The sequence below is a fragment of the Nitrincola iocasae genome, assembly GCF_008727795.1.
In the GTDB taxonomy this organism is placed as follows: domain Bacteria; phylum Pseudomonadota; class Gammaproteobacteria; order Pseudomonadales; family Balneatricaceae; genus Nitrincola; species Nitrincola iocasae.
Map to the genome: position 1 here is coordinate 181,689 of NZ_CP044222.1, position 16,075 is coordinate 197,763.

Below are 16,075 nucleotides of genomic sequence, written 5' to 3' on the forward strand. Positions count from 1 at the left end.
GTGTTTTAATCAGAAAGTGGCGGATTTTCACCCCTTGCTGATTTGTTATGGGCGATTTTCCACACAAACATTCAGCATCTCCATCTGCTACTTATAAAATATTGTTGTATTTCAGCTTGTTATTATACTTGGCATGAATTCCGCTTGTTAGTTTTACAGCAAGCCGACTGGCAACTGGCGTAAATATGACTAGAGTTAAGGTTTGAAGGTCAGTGTCATGGGTTTAATTGAAATGGAACAGGTGGAATGAATGGCGAATTATAAAACGCTTCTGTTTGCGACAGATTTTTCTGAAGGTGCAGAAAGGGCTGTGGATCATGCACGTACGCTTGCCCTGCTCACAGGTGCCAGGTTGCATCTGCTGCATATCATTACTGAGCTCTCAGACAAACGACGTAAGCGTGTCCCGGCGGATGTGATTGATACCTTTATCCGGGAGGTTACCAAGCACGCCCATGAGGATATGCAATCTTTCTGTGATCGGCACTTTGCTGATGCTCAGGCTCAGGGTTTTGAGTTAAGCCATAATGTGATTGTCGGCACCGGCTATGAAGACATCATTGATGAAGCAAGCCGTATTCAGGCTGACCTCATCATTATGGGCACCCATGGCCGAACCGGCATAGAGAAGGTACTAGTAGGTTCTACAGCAGAGCGGGTCGTGCGTAATTCCACCATTCCGGTATTAACCGTCAGAACCTGATTCACAGTGCTGAAAAAGGGCTAGTACATCAGGCTAAGCAGAGATATGAGTAACTGACAGGGTTACTTGAGTAAGTGCAAACTAAAACGACAACAAGCAATACAATCAGGAGAAATACAATAATGACTATTTTATCCAAAAAATCCCTCATTGCCGGTTGCCTTGGCGCTGTTATGGCGACAGGTGTGGCTTTTGCAGAAGAAGATCGCAGTGACTGGCCGAACAGTATCACTGTCGGCACTGCCAGCCAGGGCGGCACTTACTACATTTATGGTTCTGGCTGGGCCAATATGGTAGGTGAAGCGCTGGGTATTTCTGCGGGCGCAGAAGTTACCGGTGGTCCGGTTCAGAACGCCACGCTGGTTCAGATGGGCGAGCATGCCTTTGGTATGGTCACCACCGGTCCGCTGGTTGAAGCGCTTGCTGGTAACAGTACATTGGCGCCGGGTATGTCGCATGAGGACGTACGTGCCGTGTTCCCAATGTATCAGACAACCTTGCAGATCATTTCACTGAAGAGTTCCGGTATCGAGTCAGTTGCTGATCTGGATGGTAAAACCGTAGGTGTAGGCCCTGCTGGCGGTACGGCTGATATGTATCATCCGCAGCTGTTTGAACGACTGGGTCTGAACGTCACAACCCGTAATGGCGGTGCGTCTGATCAGGCAGGTCAGTTGCAGGACGGTCTTATCGATGCCTTTGCGTTTGCGGCCGGTATGCCTATCTCGGCATTCAACCAGTTGGAAGCTCAGGTTGATGTAAACATCTTCTCTTATTCTCCAGAAAACATCGAACTCATTGCGGCCGATTATCCTGAACTCAGTGCAGGTGTTATTCCGGCGTCAGTGTATTCGTCAATGGATGAAGATAAATCAGCCTTGTCACTGTGGAACTTTGCCATCACTCACAAAGATATGCCTGAGTCTCTGGTTTATGGTGTCACCAAGACCGTGATGGAAAATAACGAGCGGATGCTACAGATTCACGGTGCTGCGAAAGAGACAATTCCTGAAAACTACAAGTACAACACCATCGTGCCATGGCATGCCGGTGCGGTTCGTTGGTTTGAAGAAAATGGCTATGATATTCCGGCCGATATGAAAGACTAATCGTCTATCGACGGAATTGCTTGTGCAGGGCCGGTTGTCAGCCTGGCCCTGTTTTCTATGCCTTAATGTAGGTCTTCATAACATGACAGATAGAACTTCGGCATCTGCAGATGCTGCAGCTGAAAAAATCGGCGCTGAAGGCGTAGCCGATGCCCCTCTGGGTCATAATGAGCGGGATTTAAGTGGTGTCGTGGCTAAGGTAATCTTTTTTACCTGTGTCTTCTATACGCTGCTGCACCTTTATGCACTCAATATTTCTCCGATCGAGACCTGGGCATTCCGTATTATTCACGTAGCGGGTGGCCTGGTGGTGGGATTTGCACTGATTGCAGCCTACACGCTTGATCGACACAAAAAACCTGTGCCTCTATCGCTGCTGCAGCGAGCTGTTATGGTACCGGTATCCTTGGCTGTGTTGCTGTCTGCCGCAGGAATAACGTATGCGTGGCTGAGCCGTGAGTTTACCGGGCAGATGCCGCCAAACTGGTTATTACCCCAGATTGCCTGGCTACTGGCTATTGGAACCTTGGCAGCGATTGTTTCCAGTTGGGTGTGGAAGTCTGCGGATAATGAACGCATTAACTGGGCCGATTGGGCATTGATGCTTGCCGCTATTGTTGTTGCCGCCTATCTGCTGTTTGTGCTGAATCGTTGGCGCATGGCGGCAGGTACGCCAATGGTGGGGCAAACCGAGTTTCTGGTGGCGCTGGCAGGCGTTGCGCTGATTATGGAGCTGACACGTCGTGTGGCGGGTCTGGCACTCATTATTATTACCGGTGTATTCCTGGCTTATGCCTTTGCCGGGCCTTTTCTGCCAGGCATCCTGGAGCATCGCGGCTATTCAGCACAGCGTTTCTTTACCTATATTTACACTGATAACGGTATTCTGGGGCCGACAACGGCCGTTTCCTCCACTTATATTATACTGTTTATCACCTTTGCCGCTTTCCTGCAGGCCTCGCGTGTAGGTGACTATTTCGTTAACTTTGCTTTCGCGGCAGCCGGTCGTGCCCGTGGTGGTCCTGCCAAAGTGGCGGTGTTTGCATCCGGTTTGATGGGGATGATCAACGGCACATCAGCGGGTAACGTAGTTGCTACAGGTAGTTTGACTATCCCGCTGATGAAAAAAGTGGGTTACCACCCGCGTAGTGCCGCAGGTATCGAGGCGGCTGCCTCTACCGGTGGACAGATCGTACCGCCGATCATGGGTGCCGGTGCGTTTATCATGGCCGAGGTGACCGGTATTCCCTATACCGAAATCGCCATCGCTGCCCTGATTCCAGCTGCGCTCTACTTCCTGTCAATCTATTTCATGGTTGATCTGGAGGCGCGTCGTGACGGTATGTCCGGGCTGACTAAGGATCAGTTGCCGGTATTCAAGGAAATGATCAAACAGGTCTACCTGTTTCTGCCGATTATTATTCTGGTATCTACCCTGTTTATGGGCTACTCAGTAATCCGTGCCGGTACCTTGGCAATGGCGAGTGCGGCGGTGGTGTCCTGGTTTACACCCTATCGCATGGGACCTAAAGCCTTGCTGGAAGCCCTGTCATTGGGTGCTAGAATGGCGGTGCCGTTAATTGCGGTGTGTGCCTGCGCTGGTATTATCGTGGGTGTAATCAGTCTAACCGGCGTGGGTGCACGATTCGCTTCCATGCTGCTGAATATTGCTGATGCCAGTCATTTGCTAGCGCTGTTCTTTGCCATGTGTATCAGTATTCTGCTGGGTATGGGTATGCCAACAACGGCAGCTTACGCCGTAGCCGCTTCTGTAGTGGCACCGGGTCTGCAGCAGATCGGTATTCCGCCATTGGTAGCGCATTTCTTCGTGTTCTACTACGCGGTGCTTTCAGCAATTACACCGCCGGTGGCGCTGGCAGGTTATGCTGCGGCAGCCATTGCCGGCACTGATCCGCTGAAAACAGCGATGACATCCTTCAAGTTTGGTCTGGCAGCCTTTATCGTGCCATTCATGTTCTTCTACAGCCCCGCGCTGTTAATGGACGGAACCTGGGGTGAAATACTTAGGGTGTTTGTCACTGCAAGTGGTGGTATTTACCTGTTGGCCGCATCGATTCAGGGTTGGTTTGTGAGCAATCGCGTTAATCTGATACAGCGCGGTCTGCTACTGGTTGCTGCTTTGGCCATGATTGCTGGTGGTTTGCTGACCGATGTAGTCGGTCTGGTTCTGAGTGCGCTGGTGCTGGCGTGGCAGTTAGCTGTTCGTAACAAGGCAACTGCTTGATCGATTCTGGTCGGCCGGCTTGTATCGGTCTACACATTAAAATGGCGCTTCTTTGAAGCGCCATTTTTTCGGATGTGGGGGCAGAGAACTGTTGCTTATGTCGCGCGAACTAACCCAAAAACAACCGATAAGCCTCGTTGTCAGTTTCTTCCCAATAGCTGTAGCCAATATCATCTAGGAAAACAGGCACCTGATCGCGTTCGTTTTCTGGTACCTGCATGCCTAAAAGAACACGACCGTAGGCGGCGCCATGGTTGCGGTAGTGGAACATGGAGATGTTCCAGCGACCGCCTAGTTTGCTTAGGAACAGCATTAGCGCACCGGGGCGTTCTGGAAATTCAAAGCGGTAAATCACTTCATTATTCACGTTAGCGGGGGCATGGCCGCCGACCATGTAGCGAATATGGATTTTGGCCATTTCATTATCGGTAAGGTCGACCACGTCCACTTCGTGTTTGTTCAGTGTTTCCAGCAGATCTTTGCGGCCATCGTTGCCAGGCTTGATTTGAATGCCAGCAAACACGATCGCTTCTTTGTCATCACCATAACGGTAGTTAAATTCGGTGATATTGCGCTTACCCAGTGCGGTGCAGAACTTTTTGAAGCTGCCTGGGTGTTCGGGGATCCGTGCGGCAATGATCGCTTCACGCTTTTCACCCAGCTCAGAACGTTCGGCGATATGACGCAAGCGATCGAAGTTAACATTGGCACCAGAATCTATGGCGACCAGGGTCTGCTTCTTGGCGTTGGTCTGCTCTACATACTTTTTCAGGCCCGCGACTCCGAGAGCGCCTGCTGGTTCACAGACGGAGCGGGTATCATCAAAAATATCCTTTACCGCGGCACAGATTTCATCGGTTGTAACGGTAATTACGTCATCGACGAACTGCTTGGCCAGTTCAAAGGTGTGTTCGCCGATACGCGCCACGGCCACACCGTCAGCAAATAAACCTACCTGGGATAAGGTAACGCGCTCGCCAGCATCCAGAGCCGCTTTCAGGCAGGCGGCATCTTCAGGTTCAACGCCAATGATGCGGGTTTCCGGACGCAGATATTTTGCATAGACTGAAATGCCGGCAATCAGACCGCCGCCACCCACAGGCACAAAAATAGCGTCAATCGGAGCGCTGTGTTGCCGTAATATTTCCATGGCAATGGTGCCTTGCCCGGCAATGATATCTGGATCATCAAACGGGGGGATGTAAGTCATCCCTTTTTCTGCCATTAACTTGCGTGCATGTGCCTGCGCTTCATCAAAGGTATCACCATGCAGGACTACCTGGCCGCCACGGGCTTTAACGCTGCTGACCTTAATGTCAGGGGTAGTTTTTGGCATCACAATAACGGCTTTAACCCCCATCGCCTTGGCTGACATGGCCAGGCCCTGAGCATGATTGCCTGCTGAGGCGGTAATTACGCCCGCCGCTTTTTCGGCTTCACTGAGTTGTGCCATACGGTTGTAGGCACCTCTGAGTTTGAATGAAAATACCGGCTGCAGGTCTTCGCGTTTAAGTAGAACGCGATTGTCGAGGCGAGCCGAAAGTGAGGGTGCTTCATCCAGCGGGGTTTCGATGGCAACATCGTAAACGCGCGCTTCAAGAATTTTTTTGATATACCTGTGTGCCATAGCGGGAGAGTAAGCCAAGATAGTCTGAATAATTTATGGATACTGATGGTATCGGCTATGTGTGCTAACGTCTATAAGCTAAAAGCTGTCAGGCGTATAATTGCCACAATCTATCCAAGTGAATGTAGGTGTAAATAATGAACCAGGACGAAATGAAGCGTGCCGTGGCGATGGCTGCTGTTGATATGATCCGGCCTAAGTTGGAAAAAAACTCAGTGATTGGTGTCGGAACTGGCTCCACGGCCAACTGTTTTATTGACGCGCTGGCCGCTTGTCGCAATGACTTTGCCGGTGCTGTGGCCAGTTCGGAAGCCACGGCAGAGCGTTTACGCCGCCATAATATTGAAGTGTTTGATCTGAATAGTGTCTCAGAGCTGGAGTTTTATATCGACGGTGCTGATGAATTTGATCCGCACTTCAACCTGATTAAAGGCGGTGGTGGTGCACTGACACGTGAAAAAATTGTTGCGGCGGTGGCAAAAACTTTTATCTGTATTGTCGATGAAAGCAAGCAAGTGGATGTGCTTGGCAACTTTCCCTTGCCAGTGGAAGTGATTCCTATGGCGCGCTCTTATGTCGGCAGGCAACTTGCCGGACTGGACGGACAACCGGTCTATCGTCAGGGTTTTGTGACGGACAATGGTAATATTATTTTGGATCTGCATTCTGTTGATATTCTTGATCCAAAGACCTTTGAACGCCACCTGAACAATATTGTTGGTGTAGTGACCAATGGTTTGTTTGCTAACCGTAGTGCGGATGTCATTCTCATGGGTACGCCGCAGGGCGTAGTTACCCTGCAGCAGGACTGATAGGTCAGGTATCAATCCACTCTGGGCTTAGCCGGTGCGTAGCAGTCGGTAACATTGGGGTAGTGTTAACTGGCGTCGCATCAGTGCGCCACTCAAAGTGAAAAAGAGTGTTGATGCGGCGGGTAGTAGCATCCACATGAATGGATGCAGTCCCGGCTCCAGGTGCAGCAGATATAAATACAGTAATGCCAGTGTGCCTTCAGCGGTCCATACAGCAAGTACGCCACACACCAGTCCCAATAGCATTAATTCCAGCAGGTCGAGTTGCTGTGTCTGGCGTGCACTGGCACCCAGTGTCTGCAGTAACGCACTTTCATAGCGACGCTGATCCAGTGCCTGACGCAGTGTCAACAGCATCAACAAGGCGCCACAAAACAGCGTCAGTGACAGAATCAGGGCGGAGCTGTCACCGAGGCGTTGCATCCAGGTTGCAATCTGCTGCAGTAGCTGTCCAATATCGATCAATGTCAACGATGGGAACTCACGAACCAGTTGTGTTGCCAGCGCATCCTGCTCTGGGGTGAGCCTGAAGCTGGTAATAAAGGTGGCTGGCATATCCTGCAGGGCTGCCTGGTTAAAAATAACGTAAAAATTTGGTTTGAAAGAGGCCCATTCCACTTCACGTAAGCTGGTGATGCGTGCTTCGACGGTTAAGCCCCCAAGATCAAATCCCAAACGATCCCCCGGAATGAGTCCCAGGTCTTCAGCCATTTCACTCTCAACTGAAATCTCAGCCTCCGACGTATCTGTTGTCCACCAGTTACCCGCTACCAGGCGGTTATGAGCTGGCGGCTGATTGTTCCAACTGAGGTTGAGCTCACGATTGAGGGTGTTGTGCTCCAGCTGTTCAGGACTCATGTGTGCACGTATCGGCTCGCCGTTGAGTGTTGAGATGCGTCCTCTGACCATTGGGTAGAGTTCACTGTTGATGCCCTCCTGTTGCAGGAAGGTTTCTAAGGGCTCGGTTTGCCAGGGTTGAATATTCACTACGAAATAGTTGGGGGTATTGTCCGGAATCTGTGCCTGCCAGTCTGCCAGCAGGTCGGTCCGGCTGATCCACACCAGGCTCAGCAGGGTCATCAGCAGGATGACAACGCCGGCCTGTAGTCGATGCCAGCGCTTCTGCTGTTCCAGTCGCATCAGCAACAAGCGCCCTAGTAGTAACTTGTGCGCCAGGGGGCGGGCTAGCAGACGCAGACAACGCTGCGCTATCCAGCCGAACACGGCTCCACCGATTAAAATTAGCAGCAACAGGGTTGAGGCGGCCAGCGGGGCTTCCAGAAAAGTGAGCAGGGCGGCGGCTAACAGTGTGAAACAGACCAGTTGGATAGACACGGCGCGTTTGTCTGAACCGCTGACTTCATCCCGAAACAATGACGACACCGCCACCCGTGACAGTTGCAGCACAGGCGGCAAGCCCAGCAGAATTAGTAACGCGAAGCCCATGGCACTGCCGCTGAGATAACGCCAGGCGGTTGGCTGTGGAAGCTGCTGGGGGAGCAGTTCATTCAGCCAGCTTAGAATCAGTTGTTCAAGCAGTACGCCGGTTAACGTACCCAGCAACGACAATATGAACCAGGCAATCAGTAACTGACAGAGGTATAGCCTGATCAGGTCGTTGGCTCGCATACCCAGGCTGAGGAGTAAGGCGCAGCGTTTGTGTTGTCCGATGCTAAAGCGGCGCAGACTGAGGAATATAGTCAGTGCGGCGAGCAGCAGTGCAATCAGTGCGGTAAGTTTGAGATAGCTTAACGCGCCACCCAGCGCGGCACCCGTCATTGGCTGATCTGATCGGAGACTGAAAAGCCGCTCATCGGATGACAAATCACTCTGCAACTGGGTTTCAAATTGTTCAAGTATCTCCCCAGGCCCTGCCATGAGTAAGCGAAACTGGGCGCGACTGCCCGGTGCGAGAATGCGCGTTGCTTCAAGATCATCACTGTGCATGACCAGTTGTGGGCTGAAACTGCGAAAGCCTGTGCCACGGTCGGGTGAGCTGAGCATTTCTGCGCCTATGCGCAGTTCACTGTAACCTAGTGTGATGCTGTCACCTTGTGCCAGCCCAAGCTGGGATAGAATCCGCGCTTCTACCCAGACCTCGCCCGGTGGCGGCATCGGCGTGGGCTGTTCTGGCTGTGTGCGTATCTGGCCCCGCAAGGGGTAGGGGGGCGTTGCCGCGCGTACCGAGACCAGCATCATCTGTTCACCCACATGGATCATGCTGGGAAACTGGGCAACTTCAGAGGTTTTCAGGCCTGCATCGCGGGCCAGCTCAATGCGTTCGGGATTGATTGGACGTTGACTGCTGAGTACCAGGTCAGCGCCGAGCATCGCAGCACTTTCGCGTAACAGACCGCGTTCGAGGCGGTCTCCCAGCAATGCCAGTAGTGTAGCTAGCGCAATGGCTATCCAGGTGGCGAACAGCAGCGCACGCCACTCAGTGGTACGAAGTTGGCTGCCTATCTGACGCAATAACAGCAGTCGGAACCCTTTCATGTGGCTGTCTCGTGCAATTGTCCGGCATGCAGCGTAACGCAGCGTTGGCAGCGAGCGGCTAGTTCCTGGTCGTGGGTGATCAGGATCAATGTGGTGTTTTCCTTGGCGTTCAGGTCGAAAAGCTGCTCAATAATCTGATGACCGGTTTCTTCATCGAGGTTGCCAGTGGGTTCATCGGCAAACAACAAGGCCGGTCGGGTGGCAAAGGCGCGTGCAATCGCGACACGTTGTTGTTCGCCACCGGAGAGTTGCGCCGGGTAGTGTTGCATGCGATCAGCCAGGCCGACTTCGGTTAGCCAATGGCGGGCTTGTTGGTCAGCATCCTTGTCTGATCGTATTTCCAGTGCCAGACGTACATTATCTAAGGCTGTCAGTTCTGGAAGCAAATGAAACGATTGGAAAATAAAACTAATATAGCGGGCGCGTTGGTCAGCGCGGGTTTTGTCATCCATGTCGCTGAGAGAGCGTCCGACCAGTTTAATCTGGCCTTCGCTGGGCTGATCAAGTCCGGCAAGCAGGCTCAACAGGGTGGATTTTCCCGCCCCTGAACGGCCGACAATGGCGAGCGTCTGGCCTGCGTGAATAGTAAGGTTCAAATCGCTGAACAGGTTTAGGCGTTGTGCTTGTGCCGGGAACCATTTTGCGACATTCTGGGCCTCAAGAATAATTTCATCAGAGTTCAGGAGCGTCATGCGTTATCTCATTTCCTTGGCTTTATTTATGTCAGCTTCGCTTAGTGCCAATACCCTGCTAGTCGTTGGTGACAGTTTGTCAGCCGCATACGGTATTTCACCTGAGCAAGGCTGGGTGGCATTGCTGGATGAGCGCTTGCAGGCAACTGATACAGATTATCAGGTAATCAACGCCAGTGTCAGTGGTGAAACAACCAGTGGTGGCCTGACGCGCTTGCCTGCGTTGTTGTCTCAGCATCAGCCGGATATTGTGCTGATTGAACTGGGTGCCAATGATGCCTTGCGAGGACTGCCAGTCGCAGTTATCCGTAAAAACCTTAAATCACTGGTAGAGCAAAGTGTCGATGCTGGCAGCCAGGTGTTATTGATTGGTATACGTATACCTGCCAATTATGGACCTCAGTATACCGACGCTTTCTTTGCTCTCTATGCTGAAGTAGCAGACCTGTATGGGGTGTCCAGAGTTCCCTTTTTGCTTGAAAATGTTGCACTGGATTGGAATCTGATGCAGTCTGACGGGCTTCATCCCAATGCGAGGGCACAGCCACTCATTCTGGATAATGTTTGGCCCTATCTGGATGTGATGCTGACAACCGCAGCGGATGGCACTTAATCTCACAGTACTATGGATTTTTAGCATGAAAACACCGGCTTCATTTATTCGGACAGGCAGTCTGCTGACTGTCATGTTGCTGGTTTCAGCCTGCAGCAATGTGCAAATTCCTGGCTTTGGCAGCCGCGAGCCGGAACCTGCCCCGGCAGAAACCGCGCAGGTAACTGAACCACCGTTAATTACCTCACTGGACTGGGCACCTAATTACTCCCAACCTATTCGTTATCTGGAAGCGCAGTTGCGTGAGCAGACAGATGATCGGGCTATGGGGCAAACTATCACCAATATTGCTTATCTGTATGATGCACAGCTCTATGTGCTGTTCGATGAGTTTCTGGATTACTTGCCGGACGCGGCCAGGATAAAGGAAATCGATGAGCAGAACAGGTGGCTGGATACGCGTCAGGAGGCCGTCAGTGAGGCCTTCAATCGTAATGGCGGTGGTGAAGTTGGCTCCTATCATGCTGCCGATATGTTTATTGCCCAGACGCGTCAGCGGATGAGTCTGATTGAGCAGCGTTTGGCGGGTGTTAAGATTGAGTGATCAGCTTCCATAGGGGCTGTTGGCTGGCTCGGTATTTGCGTTCAAATGCGGATACCACCGGGCTGTCGGAGTCAATGGCCTCAATCAGGCTGTGGATACCATAGACTGCTAGACTTAGCTGAAGCTCCTGTAGATAAATTTTCCAGTTGCTACGTGCTTCAAATTGCCTGCTCAGGGTAACCATGGCTGGAAATACTGGGTGGGCATGAAAGCGCCGGCTTAACTGAGAAGGCTTCGGATAGGGGTTGGGGTAGAACAGGCAGTGGCGTGCTGGCTGCCAGTTTGCTGCCGCAGCGAGACGCCAGAAATCCACCAGGTCAGTTCGTATCAGTAGCGCGTTATCGGGTAAGTCCGGGCGCTGACGTTGTAAGCGATGTCCGGATCGATCCAGGCCCAGTACCAGATGATCCGGATAGTGTTCAGCTAGATGGCGGGTTGAGTCACCGACACCGCAGCCTGAATCCAGTATTAAGGGTCCACCATGCGCCGTCAGTTGGGCTTCTGCCTGCTGAAAGGCGTGCAGATTAAAGTCGGCTATCGGCTTTTGAAACTCATGCTTGCGATGGCGCGCAACCCGATCTATCAGATCAGGGTGGCAGCCTTGCTGCTCTGAGGTAACTTGTCTGGAATTGCCTGTCATCATATACAATAAGACCGCGCTGGGCGCGGTCTTCAGTTTAACGTCTGTGGTGATTATGCAGCAAAATTCTGGTTGGCAAAATCCCAGTTAACCAGAGCCCAGAAACCTTTCAGGTAGTCAGGACGCAGGTTGCGGTAATCGATGTAGTAGGCGTGTTCCCACAGATCGACTGTCAGTACGGCTGTCTGACCATTGGTCATAGGTGTGCCGGCATTGCTGGTGTTGACAATTTCCAGTGAGCCGTCAGCATTTTTGACCAGCCAGGTCCAACTGGAACCGAAGTTGTTCACTGCGCGGTCATTGAACTCTTCCTGGAACTTCTCGAAAGAACCCCACTTGGTATTGATGGCATCTGCTAAAGCACCAGTAGGTGCGCCGCCGCCATTGGGGGACAAGCAGTTCCAGTAGAAAGTGTGGTTCCAAACCTGAGCGGCGTTGTTGAAAACAGGTCCGGCGGGTGCGGCTTTGATCACTTCTTCCAGTGATTTGCCTTCAAATTCTGTTCCGGGAACCAGTCCATTCAGTTTGACCACATAGGTGTTATGGTGCTTACCGTGATGGTATTCCAGGGTTTCGGCAGAGATATGGGGTTCCAGTGCATCTTTGGCATAGGGTAGTGCTGGTAGTTCGAAGCTCATAGTATATGTCCCTTATTATCTGACAGGTTTAAATCAATGTGGCTTAATGTTGCTTAATCATAGCACCGTTATATGTATCTATCATGATACAAAAAGTGTGTTTTTTTGTTGGCGAAAAATAGCAAAAGAGTTGAGCCACATAAATAGAATAGGTCTTCAATCGCCCATCTTCATTAGTTTATCTTGGGGTGAGTCTGTAAAAATCAAGGGTTGCCACTCCTCCTGTCAGTCCGACAGGAGGAGTGGTCGCCAGTCAAGTCGCTTTTGACCGCTGGCAATGAAGCCGGGATTCTCTAATGAAGCTTTGCTGTTGTATGACAACGTGTTGAGCTCAGGCAGCTGCAGCAGTTCACCACCCGCCGCTTCTAGAATGGCCTGGCCTGCGGCTGTATCCCATTCGCTGGTAGGTGATAAGCGTAAATACAGATCGGCTTGCCCTTCGGCAATGCGACACAATTTGAGTGAGCTGCCCAGACATTGAGTCGTTATGTTGCTGGCGTCGGCTGGTAAAAGCTGGCCAATGGCCTCCGATTCATGCTGGCTGTGGCGACGACTGGTTAATAATGTCAGAGTGCCTTCAACTGAGCGCGTATGAATCGCGGTGCCAGCTTCTAAGCGCTGACTTTTCCATGCCCCGATTGCCGGGCTGCCCCAGTAGAGTGTTTCACTGTCGGGAGCATAAACTATGCCAAGTTGCGTCTGGCCAGCTTCTATAAGAGCGATGTTGACGGTAAATTCACCGTTGCGATGCAAAAACTCCCGGGTGCCATCGAGTGGGTCGAGTAGCCAATAGCGAGGCCAGTGCTGCCGCTGCTGCCAGTCAGGAATTTCAGCTTCTTCACTGAGTATCGGTATGTCGGGAGTGAGCTGTTGCAAGCCTTCTACCAGTAGCTTGTGTGCGGCCAGATCGGCGGCTGTCACCGGTGTGTTATTACTTTTCTGTTGCGTGTTCCAGTGGGTTGGATCCTGGTAAATGTGCATAATGACATCGCCAGCATCGCAGGCTAACTGTTTTAGAGTCGGTAAGAGGTTGCGGTACATGCTGCTCCCATGAGTAATGCGTTGGTCATAGACTTTAAAAGCGTTGGGCAAGCGTTCATACTCTAGTCAGTATAAAAGAGAAACAGGCGGGATGATGCTGGACTGGAAAAAAATCGATACCTTGCTGCTGGATATGGATGGCACGCTGCTGGATCTACACTTTGATAGTTATTTTTGGTTGGAGTTTTTGCCTCTTCGCTATGCTGAAGTGCATCAGCTTGAACCAGGAGAGGCACGAGTCTGGCTGCATGAACGAATTGGCAAAGAGCAGGGGACGCTGAACTGGTATTGCCTGGACTACTGGACTGAGCAACTGGGAATACCCATAGCCGATCTGAAGCGTGAGATAGCTGAGCGTATCAGTTTCAGGCCTCATGTTGAAGATTTCTTGCTGGCAGTGCGCTATGCCGGTATTCGTACAGTAATAGTAACTAATGCCCATCGCGGCAGTTTATCCTTAAAGATTGAAAAAACTGCTATCGATGCACTGGTTGATAATGTCGTCAGCTCGCATGACTTTCGTTACCCTAAAGAGGTGCAGGCTTTCTGGCAGCAGTTACAGCAAGTAGAGCCCTTTGACCCTGAGCGAACCCTGTTGATTGACGATAGTCTGGCTGTGTTACGTTCAGCGCAGACCTATGGCATTCGTTATCTGCTGTCCATCGTGCAGCCAGACAGTCAGTCTGAGCCTCGCACTATTACCGAGTTTCCCTTTATCGACCACTTCACCGAGGTTATGCCAGACAAATGACCCAGCATTATTATCATGCCGATCACAAGGTGCGCCTGGATAAATGGTTATGGGCCGCGCGTTTTTACAAAACCCGGGCGCTGGCCAAGCAGATGATTGATGGTGGCAAGGTGCAGTATGATGGTACCCGTGCCAAGAGCAGTAAAATGGTGGAAGTGGGGGCAGAAATCACCCTGCGCCAAGGCAATGAAGTGAAGACCGTCGCCGTGCTGGCATTATCGGATCAGCGCCGGGGTGCGACTGAAGCGCAGGCGCTTTACCGTGAAACCGAGCAAAGTGTGGCGCAGCGTGAGGCGCATGCCGCTCAACGCAAAATGTTAGGCAGCGCCCCGGATCAACGCCCCGATAAACGTAGTCGGCGTGAATTGCTACGCGTTAAAGGCAGTTGGGATTAGCTGCGTTACTCAGGGATTGAAAAAAGGTAGTTGTTTCAGCAGTGGTAATCGTCCGATGAGCTGGAACAGCGGTAGAAAAGCTTTTTCCATCCAGCGAGTCAGTCTCAACAGTAGCGGGGAGTAGAAGGCCCAGGCAAGTAATGGCAATGCCACAGAGAAACCGCCAACAGCTACATCACTGAACCAGTGTGCCCCACCGACCACTCGCGGCAATATCATCACTGAAGCTAGAGCAACGGCGAGATAGCTGCCAAGACAGCGGGTATTCATGATCAGATAAGCGGCCCAAACAATCAGTACGGTGGCATGGTCACCTGGAAAGCTGCGACCGGAGCCGTCTTTGGCAGGAATGTCCGGGAATAGCTCGGTTAACAGGTACGCTGGAGACAGGACTAAAGAGGGACTGGGCCCGCTGAGATCCAGCTTTTCGGAGAATTCGTAGAAAAAATAACGTAAAACTACTAGTGACAGCATTAGCGCCAGGAAGCCTACCAGTGCTTGTTGTAGCTGTTGTCTTCTGAAACCGAACCCGGGAAAGATGATGAATATCAGCATGACGATAGCCAGTAGCATATCTTTGTAGCGGGTGTTGGCCCAGGCCCAGATCCATGCCCAGGTATCGCCTTCCGCAAGGGTTCCGTTAAGTGTCAGAAACAGGCTGCTATCTAATTGTCGCCATAGTTGAAAACCGCTGGGAAATATAAAACTGAGCATCAGCAATAAAGCAATCAAGTGCATCATGAGCAAGGGAATGGGGCGCCATTGATTACCAAATACAGGAGAGATTGAAGTCATGCGTTTATCTTTATGGGTTGTGATAAAATCGTCTCCTATAGTAACAGTCATAGATACCAGCTCAAAGTCTGGTATTGCAGCAATAATGGAAAATAGTGTATGAGTACAGCGGATAAAATCCAGCGTATCCTTTTTGAAGAGGCCGATGTCCGCGGTGTTGTGGCCGGTTTACAGACAAGCTATGGTGCCGTATTGGAGCGCAATAGCTACCCTATGATGATTCAGAAGCTACTGGGTGAAATGCTTGCTGCTGTAGCACTGCTGAGTTCTACTTTGAAATTTGATGGTCGTCTGATACTCCAGGCTCAGGGAGAGGGTGCCGTGCGCCTGTTGATGGCAGAGTGCAGTCATCATCAACAGGTGCGTGGTATCGCGCGCATTGAAGGTGAGCTGCCGGATGCCGAAAATTTTGCGCAACTGTTTGCACAGGGGCGCTTGGCCCTGACTATTGAGCCTGTCAACGGGCAACGTTATCAAGGTGTTGTGCCGATGGAGCAGGGATCACTGGCGGCTTGTCTTGAAGATTACTTCAGTCGTTCGGAACAGTTGCCTACGCGTATTCAATTGGCCTGCGATGGTGAGCGTGCGGCGGGAATGTTGTTGCAGGTGCTGCCAGCTGCTGGAGGGGGGCATGAGGACTGGAACCGGATTGGTATGCTGGCTGATACGCTGACGCAGGAGGAGCTGCTGACGTTGGATAATGAATCAATGCTGTATCGATTGTTCCATGAAGAGGCGTGTCGTCTTTACGAGGCACAAACCTTGGCGTTTCACTGTGACTGTTCTCGTGAGCGTTGTGGACGTGCGCTTCAGTTGGTCGGCCGGGATGAATTGCTTGCAGCGGTCGGTGAGCAAGGCGGGCATATCAGCGTCGACTGCCAATTTTGTAATACCGTCTATCAATTTGATCATGAAGATATTTTGGCATTAACAGAGGATCAGCGTCCGGCTGGAGAAACCCTGCATTGAATTAA

General features: G+C 51.5%; 16 protein-coding genes. 9 read left to right on the forward strand and 7 right to left on the reverse strand.

Annotation, left to right across the window (positions count from 1 at the left end):
• Positions 1–250: 250 nt before the first annotated feature.
• The 3 genes from F5I99_RS00865 (at position 251) to F5I99_RS00875 (ending at position 4,057) form a co-directional block, all read left to right on the forward strand.
• Entirely contained in the window at positions 251–703 is a 453-nt protein-coding gene (locus tag F5I99_RS00865) for a universal stress protein (RefSeq protein WP_151053229.1), read from the forward strand.
• 122 nt (positions 704–825) lie between these two features.
• The gene (locus tag F5I99_RS00870; RefSeq protein ID WP_151053230.1) at positions 826–1,812 is read left to right on the forward strand and encodes a TAXI family TRAP transporter solute-binding subunit; all 987 of its coding nucleotides are present in this window, start codon (positions 826–828) and stop codon (positions 1,810–1,812) included.
• Between the two features lie 82 nt (positions 1,813–1,894).
• Positions 1,895–4,057: a TRAP transporter permease gene (locus F5I99_RS00875; protein WP_151053231.1), complete on the forward strand. Its 2,163-nt coding sequence runs from the start codon at positions 1,895–1,897 to the stop codon at positions 4,055–4,057.
• A 109-nt stretch (positions 4,058–4,166) separates the two neighbouring features.
• On the opposite strand, the gene ilvA is transcribed toward F5I99_RS00875, so the two are convergent.
• A complete protein-coding gene (gene ilvA, locus F5I99_RS00880) occupies positions 4,167–5,684 on the reverse strand; it encodes a threonine ammonia-lyase, biosynthetic (protein ID WP_151053232.1) in 1,518 nt (505 codons plus the stop codon).
• Positions 5,685–5,821: 137 nt separating this feature from the next.
• Here ilvA and rpiA point away from each other — a divergent pair, with 137 nt between their 5' ends.
• Positions 5,822–6,496 (forward strand): ribose-5-phosphate isomerase RpiA, encoded by a 675-nt coding sequence (gene rpiA / locus F5I99_RS00885; protein ID WP_151053233.1) that lies wholly within the window; start codon positions 5,822–5,824, stop codon positions 6,494–6,496.
• Positions 6,497–6,523: 27 nt separating this feature from the next.
• Here the strand turns inward: rpiA and F5I99_RS00890 are convergent, their stop codons facing one another.
• Positions 6,524–8,992, reverse strand: a complete 2,469-nt coding sequence (locus tag F5I99_RS00890; RefSeq protein WP_151053234.1) for an ABC transporter permease — start codon at positions 8,990–8,992, stop codon at positions 6,524–6,526.
• Positions 8,989–9,684, reverse strand: a complete 696-nt coding sequence (locus F5I99_RS00895) for an ABC transporter ATP-binding protein (protein WP_151053235.1) — start codon at positions 9,682–9,684, stop codon at positions 8,989–8,991. The genes F5I99_RS00890 and F5I99_RS00895 overlap by 4 nt, the downstream gene beginning before the upstream one ends.
• Here F5I99_RS00895 and F5I99_RS00900 point away from each other — a divergent pair.
• Positions 9,683–10,297 carry an arylesterase gene (locus F5I99_RS00900; RefSeq protein ID WP_151053236.1) on the forward strand — a complete coding sequence of 205 codons (615 nt, stop codon included), beginning with the start codon at positions 9,683–9,685 and terminating at the stop codon, positions 10,295–10,297. The two genes, F5I99_RS00895 and F5I99_RS00900, sit on opposite strands and share 2 nt — an antisense overlap.
• A 25-nt stretch (positions 10,298–10,322) precedes the next feature.
• Complete coding sequence (locus tag F5I99_RS00905; RefSeq protein ID WP_151053237.1) at positions 10,323–10,841, forward strand: DUF1311 domain-containing protein; 519 nt, start codon at positions 10,323–10,325, stop codon at positions 10,839–10,841.
• On the opposite strand, the gene trmB is transcribed toward F5I99_RS00905, so the two are convergent.
• The 3 genes from trmB to cysQ form a co-directional block, all read right to left on the reverse strand.
• The gene (trmB, locus tag F5I99_RS00910) at positions 10,828–11,484 is read right to left on the reverse strand and encodes a tRNA (guanine(46)-N(7))-methyltransferase TrmB (protein ID WP_225307496.1); all 657 of its coding nucleotides are present in this window, start codon (positions 11,482–11,484) and stop codon (positions 10,828–10,830) included. The two genes, F5I99_RS00905 and trmB, sit on opposite strands and share 14 nt — an antisense overlap.
• Positions 11,485–11,534: 50 nt before the next feature.
• Positions 11,535–12,119, reverse strand: coding sequence for a superoxide dismutase (locus F5I99_RS00915; RefSeq protein WP_151053238.1), 585 nt, complete (start codon positions 12,117–12,119; stop codon positions 11,535–11,537).
• A 225-nt stretch (positions 12,120–12,344) separates the two neighbouring features.
• Positions 12,345–13,160 carry a 3'(2'),5'-bisphosphate nucleotidase CysQ gene (gene cysQ, locus F5I99_RS00920; protein WP_151053239.1) on the reverse strand — a complete coding sequence of 272 codons (816 nt, stop codon included), beginning with the start codon at positions 13,158–13,160 and terminating at the stop codon, positions 12,345–12,347.
• A gap of 94 nt (positions 13,161–13,254) precedes the next feature.
• Here cysQ and yrfG point away from each other — a divergent pair, with 94 nt between their 5' ends.
• Positions 13,255–13,911, forward strand: a complete 657-nt coding sequence (yrfG, locus tag F5I99_RS00925) for a GMP/IMP nucleotidase (protein ID WP_151058859.1) — start codon at positions 13,255–13,257, stop codon at positions 13,909–13,911.
• Positions 13,908–14,306, forward strand: coding sequence for a ribosome-associated heat shock protein Hsp15 (gene hslR, locus F5I99_RS00930; protein ID WP_151053240.1), 399 nt, complete (start codon positions 13,908–13,910; stop codon positions 14,304–14,306). The genes yrfG and hslR overlap by 4 nt, the downstream gene beginning before the upstream one ends.
• 9 nt (positions 14,307–14,315) lie before the next feature.
• On the opposite strand, the gene F5I99_RS00935 is transcribed toward hslR, so the two are convergent.
• On the reverse strand, positions 14,316–15,101 hold the full coding sequence (locus F5I99_RS00935; protein ID WP_191905912.1) for a phosphatase PAP2 family protein: 786 nt from the start codon (positions 15,099–15,101) through the stop codon (positions 14,316–14,318).
• Between the two features lie 99 nt (positions 15,102–15,200).
• Between F5I99_RS00935 and hslO the strand changes: the two genes are divergently transcribed.
• Positions 15,201–16,070, forward strand: coding sequence for an Hsp33 family molecular chaperone HslO (gene hslO / locus F5I99_RS00940; protein WP_151053242.1), 870 nt, complete (start codon positions 15,201–15,203; stop codon positions 16,068–16,070).
• Positions 16,071–16,075: the final 5 nt, after the last annotated feature.